Origin of the sequence: Microbacterium sp. 2216-1 (assembly GCF_046507855.1) — a bacterium.
GTDB lineage: Bacteria > Actinomycetota > Actinomycetes > Actinomycetales > Microbacteriaceae > Microbacterium > Microbacterium esteraromaticum_C.
This window is the reverse complement of sequence record NZ_JBKFTM010000001.1, coordinates 1,262,189-1,281,817: the sequence shown is the minus strand read 5'-3', so window position 1 is coordinate 1,281,817 and position 19,629 is coordinate 1,262,189. Positions and strand designations below refer to the sequence as shown.

Below are 19,629 nucleotides of genomic sequence, written 5' to 3'. Positions count from 1 at the left end.
ATGCCCTTCGCGCCTCTCAGCACCCTCATCACCGTGCCCGCGAGCATTCCGAGCCCGTCGGTCAGCTACCTGCAGATCGGTCCGCTGACGATTCACTTCTACGCGCTGTGCATCATCGCCGGCATCATCGCAGCCCTGCTGCTCACCAACCACCGTCTCACCAAGCGGGGCGCCGAGAAGTGGGTCGTGATCGATATCGCGATCATCGCCGTTCCGCTCGGCATCATCGGTGCGCGCATCTTCCACGTGGTCACACACCCCGATTTCTACTTCGGCCCTGGTAAGAACACCTGGAACCCGTTCGAATACGGCTCGGTGTGGGCGATCTGGGAGGGTGGCATCGCCATCTTCGGCGCGCTGATGGGCGGCGCTGTCGGCGCCTGGCTCGGATGCCGGTGGACGGGCATCCGGTTCTGGACGTTCGCCGACGCCCTCGCACCCGGGCTTCTGCTCGCGCAGGCGATGGGGCGCTTCGGCAACTGGTTCAACCACGAACTGTTCGGACTGCCGACTGATCTGCCGTGGGGACTCGAGATCGAGTCGACCAACCCCGCCTTCCCTCCCGGCCTTGCCGAGGGAACGCTGTTCCACCCCACGTTCCTGTACGAGGTGCTCTGGAACGGTCTGGGCGTCATCGTGCTGCTGTGGGCAGGCTCGAAGCTGAAGCTGCAGTGGGGCAAGCTGTTCGCGCTCTACCTGATCTGGTACAGCGCAGGACGCATCGTCTGGGAGTCGATCCGCATCGACCCGAGTGAGGTGCTGTTCGGCCTGCGCAGCAACGTCTGGGCCGCGATCTTCGGCGTGCTCGTGGGGCTGGTCATCATGATCGTGCAGACGCGCCGCCACACCGGTGTCGAGCCGTCGCCGTACGTGCCGGGACGAGTGCCCGCCGAGGCGGATGTAGACTCGCAGGACAATCCCTCCGACTTCGTCGACGTGAGCGAGCCTCCGGCGAAGACCGAAGTCGACTAGGAGCGATCGCCACAAGCACCGCTCCCGTCAGCGAGGACGCTCTCTGAGCGCCTCTTCACGCGAGAAATCGCACTGAACGAGCGGGCCGATGACGTCCCCGGGTTCACTGAGAACTGAGGACGGTGACTGGTGTACTTCCAGCCTCCCTACGGTGCCTCCGGCGCCTACCCCCCGAAGCAAGGGCTCTACAACCCCGCCCACGAGAAGGATGCCTGCGGCCTGGCCATGGTCGCGACACTCCGCGGGGAACCCGGCCACGACATCATCGCGTTGGCGCTCGAAGCGCTGCGCAACCTGGAACACCGCGGTGCGATCGGCTCGGATGCCGGCACCGGCGATGGAGCGGGCATCCTCACCCAGATGCCCGACGCGTTCCTCCGGGAAGTCGCTCCCTTCGAGCTCCCCGCCGCGGGCACCTACGCCGCCGGCCTTGCGTTCCTCCCTCGGGAGTCGAGCGCCCGCCGCGAGCAGAAGGCCGGCATCGAACGCATCGCCGCCGAAGAAGGACTCTCGGTTCTCGGCTGGCGAGTGGTCCCGACCGCCAATGAGCACCTCGGAAAGCTCGCCGACGAGGCGCGCCCCGCCTTCGAGCAGCTGTTCGTGGCGCTGGAGGGCACGACCGAGTCGTCGCTCGCACTGGACCGCATCGCCTACCGGTTGCGCAAGCGCGCCGGGCATGAGCTCAGCGCCTACTTCGTGTCGCTCTCCAGCCGCACGCTCGGCTACAAGGGCATGGTCACCACACTTCAGCTGGAGCCGTTCTACCCCGATCTGCAGGACGAGCGCTTCGCATCGGAGCTGGCGATCGTGCACTCCCGCTACTCGACCAACACCTTCCCGTCGTGGCCGCTGGCGCAGCCACTGCGGATGCTCGCCCACAACGGAGAGATCAACACCGTCGGTGGCAACCGCAACTGGATGCGGGCCCGACAGTCGCAGCTCGAGTCGGACCTGATCGGTGAGATCCGGCCGCTCCTGCCGATCTGCACGGAGGGTGCCAGCGACTCGGCCTCGTTCGACGAGGTGCTCGAGCTGCTCACTCTCACCGGGCGCAGCCTGCCCCACGCGATCATGATGATGGTTCCCGAAGCATGGGAGAAGCAGACCTCCATGGACGCCGACCTGCGGGCGTTCTACGAGTACCACGCGAACCAGATGGAGCCGTGGGACGGGCCGGCGGCGCTGATCTTCACCGACGGGGTCCAGGTGGGCGCCACCCTCGACCGCAACGGTCTGCGGCCGGGGCGCTGGACCGAGACCACCGACGGCCTGGTGGTGATCGGCAGCGAGACCGGTGTGCTCGAGTTCGCTCCCGAGCGCATCAAGCGCCGTGGGCGTCTCAGCCCGGGCCGCATGTTCCTCGTGGATACCGCCGAAGGACGGATCGTCGAGGACGACGAGATCAAGCACGACCTGGCCACGATGCACCCTTGGCAGGAGTGGCTCGACAAGGGCGCCGTGCGCCTCGCCGACCTTCCCGAGCGGGAGCACATTGTGCATCCCGCGGCGTCGATCACTCGTCGCCAGCGCACCTTCGGCTACACCGAGGAAGAGGTGCGCATCCTGCTCACCCCGATGGGGCAGAATGGCGCGGAGCCACTCGGTGCCATGGGGAGCGACGCACCGATCGCCGCTTTGAGCGACCGCCCGCGGCTGCTGTTCGATTACTTCGTGCAGCAGTTCGCGCAGGTCACGAACCCGCCGCTGGACGCCATCCGTGAAGAGGTGGTCACCAGCCTTCGTCTCGGGCTCGGCCCGGAGCGCAACCTGCTGAGCTGGGGTCCGGATCACGCGCGCACTGTGACGCTCGACTTCCCGGTGATCGACAATGACGAACTGGCGAAGATCCGGCACATCGAGAAGGCCCTGCCCGGGCACTCCAGCGCCACGATCAGGGGTTTGTACCACTTCGACGCGGGTGCCCATACGATGCAGGAGCGCCTCGACGAGATGTGCGCCGAGGCGGACGCCGCCATCGAGCGCGGAGCGGAACTGCTCATCCTCTCGGACCGCGACTCTGACAAGGACCTCGTTCCGATTCCGTCGTTGCTGATGGTCTCTGCGGTGCACCACCACCTCATCCGTCGTCAGAACCGCATGAAGGTCGGGCTGGTCGTCGAGGCGGGCGATGTACGTGAGGTGCATCACGTCGCCACGCTCATCGGATACGGGGCCTCGGCCGTGAATCCGTACCTGGCGATGGAGAGCGTCGAGCACCTGGTGCGCACCGGGTTCATCACCGGCATCACGCCCGAGAAGGCGGTGCGCAACCTGATCTACGCGCTCGGCAAGGGCGTGCTGAAGATCATGTCGAAGATGGGCATCTCGACCGTCTCGTCGTATGCCGGCGCGCAGGTGTTCGAGGCGGTGGGTCTGAGCCAGGAGTTCATCGACGCCTACTTCACCGGTACCGAGACCAAGCTCGGTGGCATCGGAATCGAAGACGTCTACGCCGAGAACCAGGCCCGACACGACTTCGCGTATCCGCAGGATCCTGCGCCGCGGGCGCATGAGCGGCTGTGGACGGGCGGCGAGTACCAGTGGCGGCGCGATGGAACGCCGCACCTGTTCAACCCCGAGACCGTCTTCCGGTTGCAGCACTCCACTCGCACCCGCCGGTACGACATCTTCCGGGAGTACACCCGCCTCGTCGACGACCAGGCAGCGGAGCTCAAGACCCTGCGGGGACTGTTCGAACTGCGTACCGGCGAGCGCCCGCCCGTGCCGCTGGACGAGGTCGAGCCGGTGTCATCGATCGTCAAGCGCTTCTCGACCGGAGCGATGAGCTACGGCTCGATCTCGCAGGAGGCGCACGAGACGCTTGCGATCGCTATGAATCGACTGGGCGCGAAATCGAACACGGGAGAGGGCGGCGAGGATCCCGAGCGACTCGTTGACCCCGAGCGTCGAAGCGCCATCAAACAGGTCGCGTCGGGCAGGTTCGGGGTCACCAGCCAGTACCTCACCGAGGCGGACGATCTGCAGATCAAACTCGCCCAGGGCGCCAAGCCAGGGGAGGGCGGGCAGCTGCCGCCGCAGAAGGTATATCCGTGGGTGGCGCGCACTCGTCATGCGACGCCAGGGGTGGGGCTCATCTCGCCGCCGCCGCATCACGACATCTACTCGATCGAAGACCTCAAGCAGTTGATCTTCGACCTCAAGCGCGCGAACCCGAAGGCACGCGTCCACACCAAGCTCGTCAGCCAGTCGGGCATCGGTGCGGTAGCGGCCGGTGTGGCGAAGGCGCTGAGCGATGTCGTGCTGGTCTCGGGTCATGACGGGGGCACGGGCGCCAGCCCGCTGAACTCGCTCAAGCACGCCGGAACACCGTGGGAGCTCGGCCTGGCAGAGACGCAGCAGACGCTGATGCTCAACGGCATGCGCGATCGGGTCATCGTCCAGGTGGACGGGCAGCTCAAGACCGGGCGCGACGTCATCATCGGTGCGCTGCTGGGGGCCGAGGAGTTCGGTTTCGCGACCGCACCGCTGGTGGTCAGCGGATGCATCATGATGCGCGTGTGCCACTTGGACACCTGCCCGGTGGGGGTCGCGACGCAGAACCCGGTGCTGCGGGAGCGGTTCACGGGCAAGCCGGAGTTCGTGGTGAACTTCATGGAGTTCATCGCCGAAGAGGTGCGCGAGCTGCTGGCCGAACTCGGCTTCCGTTCGCTGGATGAGGTGATCGGGCGCGCGGACCTCTTGCGTACCGATCGCGCGCTGCGCCATTGGAAGAGCGACGGCCTCGACCTGTCGCCGATCCTGCACGGCCCGGCGTTCCCCGCCGGGGAGCCGCGCAGGAGCGGTCGCACACAGGACCACGAACTGGAGCAGCACTTCGACGTGGCGCTGATCGCACACGCGGCGGACGCATTGGATAGCGGTGAACCAGTGGTGGTCGAACTGCCCATCCGCAACACCGAGCGCGCGGTCGGCACCATGCTGGGGCACCACCTGACGGCTCGGCGCGGCGCGCACGGGCTGGCCCGCGGCACGATCGACATCACGCTGCACGGCACGGCAGGACAATCGTTGGGAGCTTTCCTGCCCCAGGGCATTGTGCTGCGGTTGGAGGGCGACGCCAACGACTACGTCGGCAAGGGCCTCTCGGGCGGAGACATCACCGTCCGACCCGCGCGCGGCGCATCGTTCGCACCGCACCACAACGTCATCGCCGGAAACGTCATCGGCTACGGCGCGACCAGCGGGACGATGTTCATCTCGGGCGTCGTCGGCGAACGGTTCCTGGTCCGCAATTCCGGAGCGACTGCTGTCGTCGAGGGCGTGGGCGACCACGCCCTGGAGTACATGACCGGCGGCACGGCGGTGATCCTCGGCGAGACCGGCCGCAATCTCGGTGCGGGCATGTCGGGTGGTGTCGCGTATGTGCGCGGACTGCGCACCGCCAACGTCAACGCTGAGGCACTCGCATCGGGCGAACTGCGGCTGGAGCCGCTGGACCGCGCCGATGTCGAGGTGCTCCGAGGGATGCTCGACGAACACGTGCAGAGCACGGGTTCGCCACTGGCATCCGAGATCCTGGCCGAGTTCGAGCGCAGCCAGGCAGATTTCACCAAGGTGCTGCCGCGGGACTACGCGGCAGTACAGACCATGCGCCAGGAAGCGGAGGCTGCGGGGATCGACCCCGACGGCGACGCGATCTGGAACCGGATCCTGGAGGTGACCGGTGGCTGACCCCAAGGGCTTTCTGAAGACGACCGAGCGGGAGCTGCCGGCTCGCCGCCCCGTCGCGGTACGGATCATGGACTGGAAAGAGGTCTACGAGCCGGGCGACCGGAACGTGCTCAAGCGGCAAGCCGGTCGCTGTATGGACTGCGGCGTGCCGTTCTGCCACTCCGGATGCCCGCTGGGCAACCTGATCCCGGAGTGGAACGATCTGACCTGGCGCGGCGAGGGGCGTGCGGCGATCGAGCGCCTGCACGCGACCAACAACTTCCCGGAGTTCACGGGCCGGCTGTGCCCAGCGCCGTGCGAGAGCTCGTGCGTGCTCGGCATCAACCAGCCGGCGGTGACGATCAAGCAGATCGAGGTCTCGATCATCGACGAGGCCTTCGGCAACGGCTGGGTCCAGCCCCAGCCGCCACAGCGGCTGACGGGCAAGACGGTGGCTGTTGTCGGATCGGGTCCCGCGGGTCTGGCTGCGGCGCAGCAGCTCACGCGTGCCGGGCACACCGTCGTCGTGTTCGAGCGCGACGACCGCATCGGCGGGCTGCTGCGCTACGGCATCCCCGACTTCAAGATGGAGAAGCGTCACCTCGAGACGCGTTTGCGTCAGATGCAGGAGGAGGGCACGCGGTTCCGCGCGGGCGTCGAGATCGGCACCGACATCACCTGGGACGACCTGCGGGCACGTTACGACGCCGTTCTGGTGGCCACGGGGGCGACAGTGCCGCGTGACCTGTCCATCCCGGGGCGTGACCTCGCCGGCGTGCACTTCGCGATGGAGTACCTGGTCGAGTCCAACCGGGCGAACGCGGGGGACGACGTCTCGGATCAGATCACGGCCACCGGCAAACACGTGGTGGTCATCGGCGGCGGCGACACCGGCGCCGACTGCATCGGCACCGCGCATCGGCACGGTGCGCTCAGCGTCACCAACCTCGCCATCGGTCGCCAGCCCGGCACGGAGCGGCCTGAGAGCCAGCCCTGGCCCACCATGCCCACTCTGTTCGAAGTGCAGTCCGCTCACGAAGAGGGTGGTGAACGCACCTATCTCGCCTCTACCGTCGAGTTCCTGTCGAACGGCGCGGGGGAGGTCAGGGCGGTGCGTGTCGCCGAGACCGAGTTCGTCGACGGACGGCGAGTACCCAAGAGCGGGACCGAGCGCGAGATCCCCGCTGACCTCGTCCTGATCGCGATGGGCTTCACCGGGCCCGAGACCGCGTCGTTCCAGGGCGACAGCACGCTGCCCGTGTCCGAGCGTGGCGCGCTGCGTCGGGATGCCGACTACTCGACATCCCTGCCGGGCGTATTCGTCGCCGGTGACGCGGGGCGCGGCCAGTCGCTGATCGTCTGGGCTATCGCGGAGGGCCGCGCGGCGGCATCCGCAGTGGATCGCCACCTGATGGGCACGACCTCACTGCCGGCCCCTGTCGCTGCAACGGACGTCGCACTGAGCGTCCCACCCGCGTAGGCTGAGTGCGGCAACGTCGCCATCCTGTGTACTTTCCCTTCCAACTCTGGAGAAGATTTGAGACGCGCGAAGATCGTCGCCACCCTGGGACCCGCCACGTCGACGTATGAGACCGTCCGTGCACTGATCGACGCCGGTGTGGACGTCGCCCGGCTGAACCTCAGCCACGGCGACTACACCGTGCACGACGCGAACTACGCCAATGTCCGTCGCGCTGCCGACGATGCAGGCCGTGCGGTCGCCGTGCTCGTCGACCTGCAGGGCCCGAAGATCCGCCTCGGCAAGTTCGAGGACGGCCCCTACGAGCTCGCTGCGGGGGACATCTTCAAGATCACCACTGAGGACATCATCGGCAACCGCGAGATCTGCGGGACGACGTTCAAGGGCCTGCCGCAGGACGTCAAGCCCGGCGACTTCCTGCTGATCGATGACGGCAAGGTGCGCGTCGAGGTCGTCGAGACCGATGGCACCGTCGTGACCACCAAGGTCATCGTCGCCGGCGCGGTCTCGAACAACAAGGGCATCAACCTGCCTGGTGTCGCCGTGAACGTGCCCGCGTTGAGCGAGAAGGACGAGGACGATCTGCGCTGGGGCCTTCGCACCGGTGCGGATGTCATCGCCCTGTCGTTCGTGCGCAATGCGGCCGACGTCGATCGCGTCCACGAGATCATGGCTGAAGAGGGTGTGCGCATCCCCGTCATCGCCAAGATCGAGAAGCCGCAGGCCGTGGCAGCGCTCGAAGAGATCGTCGATGCCTTCGACGGCATCATGGTCGCCCGCGGCGACCTGGGCGTGGAGCTTCCGCTGGAGGCCGTGCCGATCGTGCAGAAGCGCGCGGTGGAGCTGGCGCGCCGCAACGCCAAGCCGGTGATCGTGGCGACACAGATGCTCGAGTCGATGATCGAGAGCCCCGTTCCGACACGCGCGGAGACCTCCGACGTGGCGAACGCCGTTCTCGACGGAGCCGACGCGGTCATGCTCTCGGGCGAGACGAGCGTGGGCGAGTACCCGGTGGTCGTCGTCGAGACGATGGCGCGCATCATCGAGTCGACCGAGGAGCACGGTCTGGAGCGCATCCAGCCCTTGACGACCAAGCCGCGCACACAGGGCGGTGCGATCACCCTCGCCGCGCTCGAGGTCGCCGAGTTCGTCGAGGCGAAGTTCCTGTGCGTGTTCACGCAGTCGGGCGACTCGGCACGCAGGCTCTCGCGTCTGCGTTCGCGCATCCCGATGCTCGCGTTCACCCCGGAGCCCGGCATCCGCCGTCGTATGGCCCTCACGTGGGGTCTGACGTCGACTCTGGTCGACGCCGTGCAGCACACCGACTCGATGTACCTGCAGGTGGACGAGTACCTGCTGCGCACGGGCCTGGCGCAGGAGGGTGACCGGGTCGTGGTGATCTCCGGTTCCCCTCCCGGAATCGTCGGTTCGACCAACGACATCCGCGTCCACAAGGTCGGGGATGCCGTCGGCGGAGCCGCACCGGTCTACAAGACCGGAGTCTGAGCGTCAGGAACGGGGCGGGGCCTGCGGGCTCCGCCCCGTTCCATGCGCTAAAGTCGATCGGGGCCGGCGTGGCGGAATGGCAGACGCGGAGCACTCAAAATGCTTTGTCGAAAGACGTGTGGGTTCGAGTCCCACCGCCGGCACAGGTGAACACTGATAATCACTCCGATAGGATTTCTTCTGTGACTGAGCAAGAACAGCCCGAGCAGCCCACGGCATCCGCTCCGCGACGCGTTGTCGTCGCCGAGGACGAGTCGCTGATCCGCCTCGACATCGTCGAGATCCTGCGCGACAACGGCTTCGATGTCGTCGGTGAGGCCGGGGATGGCGAGACTGCCGTGCAGCTTGCCACCGAGCTGCGTCCCGACCTGGTGGTCATGGATGTCAAGATGCCTCAGCTGGATGGCATCAGCGCGGCCGAGAAGCTGCACAAGGCGAACATCGCCCCCGTGGTGCTGCTGACGGCCTTCAGCCAGAAGGAACTCGTCGAGCGTGCCAGCGAGGCCGGCGCTCTGGCGTACGTGGTCAAGCCGTTCACCCCGAACGACCTGCTGCCGGCGATCGAGATCGCCCTGGCGCGTCACGAGCAGATCATCACGCTCGAGGCCGAGGTTTCCGACATGGTCGAGCGCTTCGAGACGCGCAAGCTCGTCGATCGTGCGAAGGGCCTGCTGAACGAGAAGATGGGCCTGTCCGAGCCCGAGGCGTTCCGTTGGATCCAGAAGGCGTCGATGGATCGTCGCCTCACGATGCAGGACGTCGCCAAGGCGATCATCGAGCAGCTCGCTCCCAAGAAGTCCTGATCGACCTCCACGACGGCATTCGGCTCCGTGCGCTCCAGAGGAGCGACGGGGCCGCTGTCGTTTCCGCTTATCGTCGCAACCGGCGGCACCTGGCTCCGTGGGATCCCCTGCGCGAAGAAGTGTTCTTCTCGGGTGACGAGCAGGACCGGTTGATCGCTACTGCCTGCGACGACCGGGATGCCGGGCGCTGCGCCCCGTTCGTGCTGACCCGCGACGACGACGATGCCATCGTCGGACGGGTCAACATCAACAACATCGTGCGCGGTGCCTTCGACAGCGCGGACCTCGGGTACTGGATGGACGTCTCGCTCGTCGGCAAGGGCCTCATGACCCGTGCCGTGGCAGAAGTCCGAGAACATGCCTCATCGGTGCTCGGTCTGCACCGTCTTCAAGCCGCCACCCTGGTGCGCAACACCGCTTCGCAACGGGTGCTCCGGTCCAACGGATTCACGCTCATCGGCCGGGCGCCGAAGTACTTGAGAATCGCAGGGGAGTGGCAGGACCACGACCTGTTCCAGCGTATTCTCGTCGATTGACCAGCCGGGGAGGTGAGCGCGAGCGCTAGTGCCCGCTCACCCCATCGCCTTGATCATGTTGGTGATCCGGATCGTCGAGCACCGGCGCCCCTGATCGTCCGTGACGACGATCTCGTGCACGGTCATGCTACGACCGAGGTGGATCGGCGTGCACACGCCGGTGACCACGCCCGAGGTCGCCGAACGCGTGTGCGTGGCGTTGATGTCGACGCCGACAGCGAGGCGCCCGGGACCCGCGTGCAGGTTCGCTGCCATCGATCCCAGGGATTCGCCGAGAACGACGTAGGCGCCGCCGTGCAGCAGTCCTACCGGCTGCGTGTTGCCCTCGACCGGCATCGTCGCAACGCTGCGCTCGATGGAGAACTCGGTGAACTCCATGCCCATCTTCTCGGCGAGCGCACCCATTCCTCGTTGGGTCGCCCATTCCAGTCCCGACATCTCGGTGTGCTGTGTCACCTGTCCTCCTCAGCGAGTGTCCGTCGCGCTCGTTAGGCTTGCTGTGTGACGGACTCCGCAAAGCCTACTCTCCTGGTCGTCGACGGCCACTCGCTCGCCTACAGGGCCTTCTTCGCCCTTCCGGTCGACAACTTCACCACCCGCGACAATCAGCACACCAACGCCATCTACGGCTTCCTGTCGATGCTGGTGAATCTGATCAAGGCTGAGAAGCCGACGCACATGGCGATCGCGTTCGACACCTCGCGGCACTCCTTCCGCACCGATGAGTACCCCGAGTACAAGGCGACGCGTTCCGAGACCCCGTCCGAGTTCAAGGGGCAGATCCCGTTGCTGCAGGAGTGCCTGGCGGCGATGTCGATCCCCGTGCTCACGAAAGAGGGGTTCGAGGCTGACGACATCCTCGCCACGCTCTCTGTGCAGGGCTCGGCTCAGGGGTACGACGTGCTGCTCGTCTCGGGCGATCGCGACACGATTCAGCTCGTCAACGATGAGGTGACGCTGCTGTATCCGTCCGTGCAGGGCGTCTCGCAGCTCAAGCGCTACGATCCGTCCGCCGTCCAGGAGCGCTACGGCGTGCGTCCCGAGCAGTACCCCGACATCGCGGCGCTCGTCGGCGAGACGAGCGACAACCTTCCGGGAGTGCCCAAGGTCGGCGAGAAGACCGCCGTGAAGTGGCTGACCCAATTCGGCAGTCTCGACGAGCTGCTCGCGCGCGCCGAGGAGATCAAGGGTGTCGTCGGCGGGAACCTGCGCGAGCACATGGACGATGTGCGGCGCAACCGTCGACTGAACCGTCTGCTCACCGACGTCGAACTTCCCCTCAGTCCCGCAGAGCTGGCGGTCGCGCCGATCGATGCACAGGCCGTCCGCGACATCTTCGCGCGACTGGAGTTCCGTACGCTGCTGCCCCGGGTGTTCGACGCCGTGGGCGCCGCGGATGAGCCGGTGCACGACGAGCCTGCCGTGCAGGTTCCCGACCCCGTCGAGTCGACGGCAGAGCAGATCGTGACGTGGCTCAGCGCTCAGGAGGGCGAGCTCGGGCTCACGCTGCTGACCACGGCCGAGACCATCGACCGCGTCGGTATTGCGAGTGCGACCGAGCTGCGCGAATGCGGATGGAGCGATGAGATCGCGACCGCGTTGACACCGTGGCTGGAGTCCGACGCGGTGAAGGTGCTCAATGAGTCGAAGCCGCAGATCAAAGCGCTGTTGCGCGCCGGCATCCGCCTCGGCGGCCTCGGCTACGACACCCTTCTGGCCGGGTGGTTGATGCGGCCGAGTTTCCCCGACAAGTCGCTCGGTCACCTCGTCGACCGGTACCTGGGCGAGAAGCTGCCCGAGGCCGATCCCTCGCAGCTCGTTCCCGAGACCGATGGTGCGACGCCGGCACAGCAGGCGTGGTTCACCCTGCGCACGGCGGCCGCCGTGCGTGAGCAGATGCCCGATGGCGTGGCGACGGTGCTCACCGACATCGAACTGCCGGCCGTGCTCGTGCTCGCCGACATGGAAGCTGCCGGCGTCGCGGTCTCGCACGAGGTGCTCTCGACGTTCTCGGGCGAGCTGCGCGAGCGCACCGACACGATCGCCGCTGAGGCGTTCGCACTGGTGGGTCGGGAGTTCAACATGGGATCGCCGAAGCAACTGCAGGAAGTCCTCTTCGAGGACCTGCAGTTGCCGAAGACCCGCAAGACCAAGACCGGGTACTCCACAGATGCTGCGGTGCTCGCGGATCTGCAAGAGACCAACCCGCATCCGTTCCTCGCCCTGCTGCTGCAGCACCGCGAGGCGACCAAGCTGCGCCAGATCATCGAATCGCTCGACTCGGCGATCCGCGACGACCACCGGATCCACACGACCTATGTGCAGACCGGCAGCCAGACCGGTCGACTGTCGAGCACCGACCCGAACCTGCAGAACATCCCGGTGCGCACCGAGGAATCGCGCCGCATCCGCAGCGCATTCGAGGTCGGCGCCGGCTACGAGACGCTGTTGACCGCGGACTACTCGCAGATCGAGATGCGCATCATGGCTCACCTTTCGGGTGATGCCGGGCTGATCGAGGCGTTCAACTCCGGCGAGGACCTGCATCGCTTCGTCGGCGCGCGCGTGTTCGGTGTCGAGCCCGAGGAGGTGACGCCGGCGATGCGCACCAAGGTCAAGGCCATGTCGTACGGCCTGGTCTACGGGCTCAGTGCGTTCGGCCTGTCCAAGCAGCTGCGCATCGAGCAGTCCGAGGCCAAGCAGCTGATGAAGGAGTACTTCGCCCGCTTCGGCGCAGTGCGCGACTACCTGCGCGCCTCGGTGCTTCAGGCGAAAGAAGACGGCTATACCGAGACCATCTTCGGCCGTCGGCGTCCGTTCCCCGACCTGAGCAGCCCGAACCGCGTGCTGCGCGAGAATGCGGAGCGCGCCGCGTTGAACGCGCCGATCCAGGGCAGCGCGGCGGACATCATGAAGATCGCGCTGAACCGTATCCACGCCGACCTGCGCGAGAGCGAACTCGCCTCGCGCGTACTGCTGCAGATCCACGACGAACTCGTGGTCGAGGTTGCACCTGGCGAGTGGGACCGGGTCGAGCAGATCGTGCGCACGCAGATGGCGGATGCTGCCGAGCTGTCGGTGCCGTTGGATGTACAGGTGGGTGCCGGCCGCGACTGGAACGAGGCCGCGCACTGACGCCCGCTGCGGGCTGCGCCACGTGGCGCAGCCCGCAGCGGTTTCATCGGATGCCGGGAACCGGCGGGCGGGGATAGGCTCGAGCTCATGACTTCCGAGCTCCGCACCCCGTCCGCCATCGACCAGGTCGCCGAGGACTGGGTCGACACGCTCGTCGAGCTCTCGCCAGTGCTGGCCACCTACATCGGTCGGAATGAGGCGAACGCCCGCCTGGACGATGTCAGCCCCGAAGGTCACGAGCGCGCCGTGACTGCGGCACGCGAGACGCTCGCGAAGCTTGACGCGCTCGACCCGGTCGACAGCATCGATGAGGTCACCAAGACTGACCTGTCGGCGGAGTTGCGGTTGCAGTCCGAACTGCATGATGCCCAGTGGCACCTGCGCGATCTCAACGTGATCGCTTCGGCCGCGCAGGACTTCCGTCAGGCGTTTGACCTGATGCCCACTGACAGCGTGGAGGACTGGTCGGTGGTGTCCGAACGCCTCGCCGCGGTGCCCGCGGCGCTGCAGGGGTACACCGAAACGCTGCGGGAGGGCATCCGCCACGGTGTTGTTCCCGCGCGCCGACAGGTGCGCGAGGTCGCCACCCAGATCGCGCGCTACACGGCCGACGACGGGTTCTTCGCCGGCTTCGTCGCCGGCGCAGCGCCGAAGGAGGGTCAGCTTCCGGCATCCCTCGCCCGTGATCTCGGCGACCACGCGGGGGCCGCGCGTGTCGCCTACGACGCATTGAGCGCGTTCCTCACCGAGGAGCTCGCTCCCGTCGCCGGTGATGAGGACGCTGTCGGGCGCGAGTTGTACGCCCTGAACTCCCGGCGTTTCCTGGGGGCGACGATCGATCTGGACGAGACGTACGAGTGGGGCCGAGAGGAACTGCGGCGAATGATCGCCGAGCAGGAGGCCATCGCGCACGAGATCCTGCCGGGCGCGACGGTGGAGGAGGCCGTCGCTCATCTTGAGGCGGACCCGGCGCGCAAGCTGCACGGCACGCAGGCGCTGCAGCGGTGGATGCAGGAGACCAGCGACCGTGCCATCGCTGAGCTCGGCGCCTCGCACTTCGACATCCCCGACCAGATTCGTGAGCTCGAGTGCATGATCGCCCCGACCCAGGAGGGCGGGATCTACTACACCGGCCCGACCGATGACTTCTCGCGGCCCGGTCGGATGTGGTGGTCGGTTCCCGAGGGCGTCACCGAGTTCGACACCTGGCGCGAGCTGACCACCGTCTACCACGAGGGCGTTCCCGGCCATCACCTGCAGATCGCGCAGGCGACGTACAACCGGGCCGAGCTCAACACGTGGCGCCGTGTGCTCGCCGGCACGTCGGGCCACGCCGAGGGATGGGCCCTATACGCGGAGCGCCTGATGGAACAGCTCGGCTACCTCGACGATCCGGCTGATCGTCTGGGAATGCTCGACGGGCAGCGCATGCGCGCGCTTCGCGTGGTGCTCGACATCGGCGTGCACTTGAAGAAGCCGCGCCTCGACGGCGATGGTGTGTGGGACCACGACTACGCGCTCGATGAGATGCGCCGCAATGTGAACATGCCCGACGAGTTCCGGCAGTTCGAGGTCAACCGCTACCTCGGCTGGCCGGGACAGGCGCCGTCGTACAAGGTCGGTCAGCGCATCTGGGAAGACGTGCTCGCGACGGCGCGTGCTCAGCAGGGTGACGCCTTCGATTTCAAGGGGTTCCACAAGCGTGCGCTCGACATCGGCGGCGTCGGCCTCGACACGCTGCGCGCGGTGTTCGCCGGCTGAGTACGTCGGCGGGCCCCGACCCGTCCGCACGGCAATAGGCTGTCACCATGGCGGCAGTGCGTTTCGTGGCGATCGGCGACTCGTTCACCGAGGGCGTCGGCGATGAGCTTCCCGACGGTACCGTGCGCGGGTGGGCCGACCTCGTCGCTCAGGGCTGGGCGGATGCCACGGGCGAGTCGGTGCAGTATGCGAACCTGGCGATCCGTGGGCGGTTGGTCTGGCCGATCGTCGAGGACCAGCTCGAGCGAGCGCTGGCGTTGCGTCCCACACACCTGTCGTTCAACGGCGGGGGAAACGACATCATGCGACCCAACGCCGATATCGAGCACATCGCCGACGCATTCTCACGCGTGCTGCGACGCTGCGACGAGCAAGGTGTGCAGCTGATCCTGCTGTCGGGGGCGAATCCCAGTGCACAGCTGCCGATGGGGGACGTGTTCCAGAAGCGCGGCGACGTGCTCGCTGAAGCGGTCATGCGCCGCATCGAGGGGCGCACGGACATCATCCATGCCTGGAACTGGCCCGATGAGGAACTGTCGCGTCCGCGGTACTGGTCGCAGGACCGGTTGCACATGAACGCGAACGGTCACCACCGTGTCGCCGCACGTGTGCTGGACGCGTTGGGCCTCGACCCGCACGAGTCGTGGTGGTCGCCGACCACCGAGTTGCCGCTCGGCCCGTCGGGCTGGGCGTACTACCGCGAGTATGTCGGCCCGTGGATCAAGCGCCGGGTGACGCGCACGTCATCGGGTGACGGGCGCGCTGCGAAGTACGGCGACTGGGTCGAACGGGTGCCGCAGTGAGTCGTTTCACCGGGCGCCGCATGCCGCGGCGGTTGACCCAACTCGTCATCGGGGTGTTCCTGTACGGCATCGGAATCGCATTCATGGTCGAGGGCGCGGTGGGCGCGGCGCCGTGGGACGTGCTGTCTCAGGGCATCAGCCTGCACGTGCCGCTGTCGTTCGGAATGGTGACGATCCTGGTCAGCGCGGTGGTACTGCTGCTGTGGATCCCGATCGGGCAGAAGCCCGGGTTCGGAACGATCGTCAACGCTCTCGGTGTGGGGCCGGCAGCCGATGTCGGCTTTCTGCTCATCCCCGCCCCAGAAGCGCTCTGGCTGCGGGTGCTTTTCTTCGCGATTGGTCTGCTCGTCCTGTCAGCCGCGACGGGACTCTACATCGGGGCGCACTTCGGGCCCGGGCCCCGCGACGGTCTGATGACGGGGTTGCACGCCCGATGGGGACTGCCGATCTGGGTCGTGCGGACCGCGCTGGAGGTGACCGTCGTTCTGATCGGCTGGGTGCTCGGCGGCAACGTCGGTGTCGGCACGGTGGCGTTCGCGCTGCTGGTGGGGCCGCTCTGCCAGTTCTTCCTGCGGGTGTTCGCGGTGCGTCTCGACGGGGGCGAACCACCCCGGCGCGACACTGAGGCGCGTACCGGCCCCGTTCCGGTGAGCGGCTGAGCCATGGACCTCTGGCACATGCGGCAGCTCCCCGCCGGTCGGGTGACACTGCACGATGCTCGGCGTGACGAGCATCGAGCCGTCGATCTGGAACCCTTCGAGATCGGTGTCTTCGCAGTCACAGAAGAACAGTTCGCCGAGGTGCTGGGGGTGCCGGCTGTGCACCCGAGACGCCCCGCGCGGGATCTGAGCTGGCTGCGCGCGGTGCGGTTCTGCAATGCGGCATCCGAATGGGAGGGGCTCGACCCCGCGTACACATTCGATGGCGAGGAAGTCACCTGGCACATTGACAGTGACGGCTACCGCCTGCCCACCGAAGCCGAGTGGGAGTACGCGTGTCGTGCCGGCTCGGCGGGTCCGCACTATGGACCGCTGGCCGACGTCGCCTGGACTGTGCGCGATGGGGTCTCTACTCCGCAGGATGTCGGTCTGAGACTGCCCAACCTGAACGGGCTGTTCGACACGCTGGGCAATGTGTGGGAGTGGTGCTGGGACCTGCTCGACCCCGAACGCTACGACGACTATCGGGTGTTCCGCGGGGGCGGCTTCGCCGACGACGCATGGAGCGTCCGGGCATCCGTCCGTCGTGGGGGTGCCCCGCGCATGCATCACGACGATGTCGGCATGCGTCTGGCGCGAGGCGGGTTCAACGGCGTTGAGGCCGCGCAGGGGTGGTCGGCGCGCGCCGACCTCGAACGCGGCGGGCGCGGGGGAGTGCGACCGGTGGGATGGACCCCGCGCGGACGCTGATCGCGCGGGGCGTCAGCGGTGCCGTTTGCGCTCGGGATCGAGTCCCATGCGGATGCGGGTGCTCTTGCGCTCGTGGATGATGAACGCGACGCCGATCGCCCACAGCGGTAGTTGGGTCAGGAACGCCCAGCGGAACGCCTCCAGCGTGTAGGTGTCGGGCGTACCCGCGCCTTGCAGGTCGAGGGTGAGTCCGATCAGGAAGATCGCGGTGAGCGCGGCGAGGAATCCGCCCGAGTTGGTGACGCCGGTCGCGGTGCTCAAGCGGTGGGCCGGGTTGTGCGTGCGAGCGTGGTCGAACGCGATCATGGATGCCGGTCCACCGGCGGCCAGGCAGATCACGAGCACGGTGAGGAGCCACATCGGTGCGGGCCCCGGCCAGAACGCGACGGTGACCCATGCGACCACCTGGATGCCGATGCTCGGGAGTACGAGCGCGAGTGAGCGACGCGTGGGAATGCGTCGCGAAAGGATGCCGAGGATGGGGCTCAGCGTCATGGCGACCACGACGTTGAGCGACAACAGGGCAGCGGCGGCTGCCGCGCTGAGCCCCTCACCGGCGGTGAGATAGGGCATGCCCCACAGCAGCAGGAATGCGGTCGAGGCGAACGGCGTCGTGAAGTGCGACCAGAATGCCAATCGCGTGCCGGGGTGCGCCCACGCGGCGCGGATGCCGACACCGGTGTCGATTGCCGACGTGACCACGCGCACCGCGCCCGTCTCGGTGTTCACACTGACGTCCGCCGGCTGCTCGGGTGGGTGATTGCGCACGATCGCCCACACCAGGATCGCGAACAGCAGGCCCAGGCCGGCGACGCTGCCGAAGGTGATCGTCCACGTCGTGGCGTGCAGCAGCGCGGCGAGCGGAAGCAGTGCCGCCAGCTGCCCGGTCTGCCCGACGAGCCCCGTCATCTGGACCATCACAGGTCCGCGCTGCGCGGGGAACCAGGTCGCGACCAGTCGCAGCACGGCGGGGAAGATCGCGGCGTCGCCGGCGCCCAGCAGCACGCGGGCGACCAGGGCGATGCCGATGCTGGGCGAGATCGCCATGACGAACTGTCCCAGCGCCATCAGCAACATGCCGATGACCATGATCGGGCGTGAGCCGTATCGGTCCAGCAGCACCCCGACGGGCAACTGCATGCCGCCGTACACGGCCAGCTGTACGACCGCGAAGAGAGACAGCGTGGCGGCATCCGCCTGGAACCGCTCGGCCGCATCGACTCCGACGGCGCTGAGTGAGCTGCGGTTGGTGATCGCGAGGATGTACGCGGCAACAGCGACACCCCACACGAGCCATGCCCGCCAGCCCGGTGTCGAACTGAGCGGGGGAGCGGTGGTCACAGGTCCAGGCTACTGCGACGGGTTCGTGTGGATGTCGCGATCAGCTCTCGGGGTCGTACTGGAACGCGCGCACCTCCTGCGCGCAGCGGCAGGCGCGGGCGATCTTCGCCGCCCATTCGACGGCGGCTTCCGCCGAGGGCAGTTCGAGCACGGAGTATCCGCCCTCGATTCGCGCGGTCTGCGGGTACGTGCCCGGCTTGGCATTGCCATCCGCGTCGACCAGGAGCGGCTCGACCGACTCGTCGATGCCACCGCCGAAGACCCAGACGCCGGCTGCCTTCGCCTCGCGCACGACGGCATGCGCCGCGGCCGCCACGCTGGGAAGCTCCTCGTCGGAGACATCCATCGCGCCGCTGGGGAATGAGATCAGGTACTTGGTCATCCGGTTCTCCTCTCCGGCGGTGGCTACGGAACCGACCGGGCCTCCAGTCTCGCGCGTGCACCGACCGCGCGAAAGGCGTCGCAGCCCGTGCGCCGATATCTCTTGACACGGATATGAAACAGGCGTTCAATATTAAACATGAGTTCAACCAGACGAGCGCCGCACACAGCGCCAGAGACGGCAGCGCGCATCCGCGACGCCGCCGTGGGGGAGTTTGCGGCGCACGGTTTCGCGAAGACGACGGTGCGCGGGATCGCTGCGGCTGCCGGTGTCTCTCCCGGACTCGTGATCCATCACTTCGGATCGAAGGACGCACTGCGTGCTGTCTGCGATGATCACGTTTTCGCGGTGCTCACCGCACGCAAGCGCGAGAACGCGCACCGCTCTCCCTTCGTCGTTGCGGAGTTGTTCGGCGACCCAGAGATGCGCACCCATGCCGAGTACCTGCTGAAGTCGATCCTCGACCCTTCCGAGCACGGGCAGCGCTTCTTCGATCACTATGTCGACATGGTCGAGAGGTTCATCGAGGACGGATTCGCGGGGTACACCATGCGACAGGGGGAAGACCGTCGCGCCCAGTCCGCGACGATCGCCGCACTGGCGCTGGCGCCACTGATGCTCGAACCCAAACTGCGTCGGGCGCTCGGTACGGCCGATCTGCAGGACTCGATGGGGCGGATCGCGCCATCGCTCTACGACCTCTATCTCCACGGCTTCATCGAGTCCGTGCCCGAGTCGCACGCGACTCCCGGTCCGCGCGCGACGCCGGGCAGCCAGCACGATCCTCCTGCAGAACCGGTCCCGTGAACTGCCCCCCCAGACCTCGATGG

15 protein-coding genes and 1 tRNA gene are annotated in these 19,629 nt (G+C 67.2%); 13 read left to right on the top strand and 3 right to left on the bottom strand.

Annotated elements, in window-relative coordinates:
- The 7 genes from lgt (at position 1) to ACLD0U_RS05905 (ending at position 9,968) form a co-directional block, all read left to right on the top strand.
- Complete coding sequence (gene lgt, locus ACLD0U_RS05935) at positions 1-972, top strand: prolipoprotein diacylglyceryl transferase (RefSeq protein ID WP_410340082.1); 972 nt, start codon at positions 1-3, stop codon at positions 970-972.
- 129 nt (positions 973-1,101) lie between these two features.
- Positions 1,102-5,664, top strand: coding sequence for a glutamate synthase large subunit (gltB, locus tag ACLD0U_RS05930; RefSeq protein ID WP_410340081.1), 4,563 nt, complete (start codon positions 1,102-1,104; stop codon positions 5,662-5,664).
- Positions 5,657-7,123 carry a glutamate synthase subunit beta gene (locus ACLD0U_RS05925; protein WP_410340080.1) on the top strand — a complete coding sequence of 489 codons (1,467 nt, stop codon included), beginning with the start codon at positions 5,657-5,659 and terminating at the stop codon, positions 7,121-7,123. Before gltB ends, ACLD0U_RS05925 begins: the two co-directional genes overlap by 8 nt.
- A gap of 57 nt (positions 7,124-7,180) precedes the next feature.
- Entirely contained in the window at positions 7,181-8,629 is a 1,449-nt protein-coding gene (gene pyk / locus ACLD0U_RS05920) for a pyruvate kinase (protein WP_179410823.1), read from the top strand.
- 62 nt (positions 8,630-8,691) lie between these two features.
- Positions 8,692-8,772, top strand: a tRNA-Leu gene (locus tag ACLD0U_RS05915).
- 39 nt (positions 8,773-8,811) lie between these two features.
- Positions 8,812-9,432, top strand: coding sequence for an ANTAR domain-containing response regulator (locus ACLD0U_RS05910; protein WP_179410824.1), 621 nt, complete (start codon positions 8,812-8,814; stop codon positions 9,430-9,432).
- Positions 9,342-9,968 (top strand): GNAT family N-acetyltransferase, encoded by a 627-nt coding sequence (locus tag ACLD0U_RS05905; protein WP_410340079.1) that lies wholly within the window; start codon positions 9,342-9,344, stop codon positions 9,966-9,968. The genes ACLD0U_RS05910 and ACLD0U_RS05905 overlap by 91 nt, the downstream gene beginning before the upstream one ends.
- A 36-nt stretch (positions 9,969-10,004) precedes the next feature.
- Here ACLD0U_RS05905 and ACLD0U_RS05900 read toward each other — a convergent pair whose 3' ends face one another.
- Positions 10,005-10,406 carry a hotdog fold thioesterase gene (locus ACLD0U_RS05900; RefSeq protein ID WP_179411854.1) on the bottom strand — a complete coding sequence of 134 codons (402 nt, stop codon included), beginning with the start codon at positions 10,404-10,406 and terminating at the stop codon, positions 10,005-10,007.
- Between the two features lie 63 nt (positions 10,407-10,469).
- Here ACLD0U_RS05900 and polA point away from each other — a divergent pair, with 63 nt between their 5' ends.
- From polA to ACLD0U_RS05875, 5 genes are all read left to right on the top strand, one after another.
- On the top strand, positions 10,470-13,103 hold the full coding sequence (gene polA / locus ACLD0U_RS05895) for a DNA polymerase I (RefSeq protein WP_410340078.1): 2,634 nt from the start codon (positions 10,470-10,472) through the stop codon (positions 13,101-13,103).
- 87 nt (positions 13,104-13,190) lie between these two features.
- On the top strand, positions 13,191-14,864 hold the full coding sequence (locus ACLD0U_RS05890; RefSeq protein ID WP_410340077.1) for a DUF885 domain-containing protein: 1,674 nt from the start codon (positions 13,191-13,193) through the stop codon (positions 14,862-14,864).
- A gap of 47 nt (positions 14,865-14,911) precedes the next feature.
- A complete protein-coding gene (locus ACLD0U_RS05885; RefSeq protein ID WP_206549871.1) occupies positions 14,912-15,667 on the top strand; it encodes an SGNH/GDSL hydrolase family protein in 756 nt (251 codons plus the stop codon).
- Positions 15,664-16,326, top strand: coding sequence for a YczE/YyaS/YitT family protein (locus ACLD0U_RS05880; RefSeq protein WP_410340076.1), 663 nt, complete (start codon positions 15,664-15,666; stop codon positions 16,324-16,326). The genes ACLD0U_RS05885 and ACLD0U_RS05880 overlap by 4 nt, the downstream gene beginning before the upstream one ends.
- A 3-nt stretch (positions 16,327-16,329) precedes the next feature.
- A complete protein-coding gene (locus ACLD0U_RS05875) occupies positions 16,330-17,076 on the top strand; it encodes a formylglycine-generating enzyme family protein (protein WP_410340075.1) in 747 nt (248 codons plus the stop codon).
- Positions 17,077-17,088: 12 nt separating this feature from the next.
- On the opposite strand, the gene ACLD0U_RS05870 is transcribed toward ACLD0U_RS05875, so the two are convergent.
- Together ACLD0U_RS05870 and ACLD0U_RS05865 are read right to left on the bottom strand one after the other, a co-directional pair.
- Entirely contained in the window at positions 17,089-18,417 is a 1,329-nt protein-coding gene (locus ACLD0U_RS05870) for an MFS transporter (protein WP_410340074.1), read from the bottom strand.
- A 40-nt stretch (positions 18,418-18,457) separates the two neighbouring features.
- Positions 18,458-18,799 (bottom strand): YciI family protein, encoded by a 342-nt coding sequence (locus ACLD0U_RS05865; protein WP_206549875.1) that lies wholly within the window; start codon positions 18,797-18,799, stop codon positions 18,458-18,460.
- Between the two features lie 138 nt (positions 18,800-18,937).
- Between ACLD0U_RS05865 and ACLD0U_RS05860 the strand changes: the two genes are divergently transcribed.
- Positions 18,938-19,606 (top strand): TetR/AcrR family transcriptional regulator, encoded by a 669-nt coding sequence (locus ACLD0U_RS05860; RefSeq protein WP_179410839.1) that lies wholly within the window; start codon positions 18,938-18,940, stop codon positions 19,604-19,606.
- The last annotated feature ends 23 nt before the right edge of the window (positions 19,607-19,629 follow it).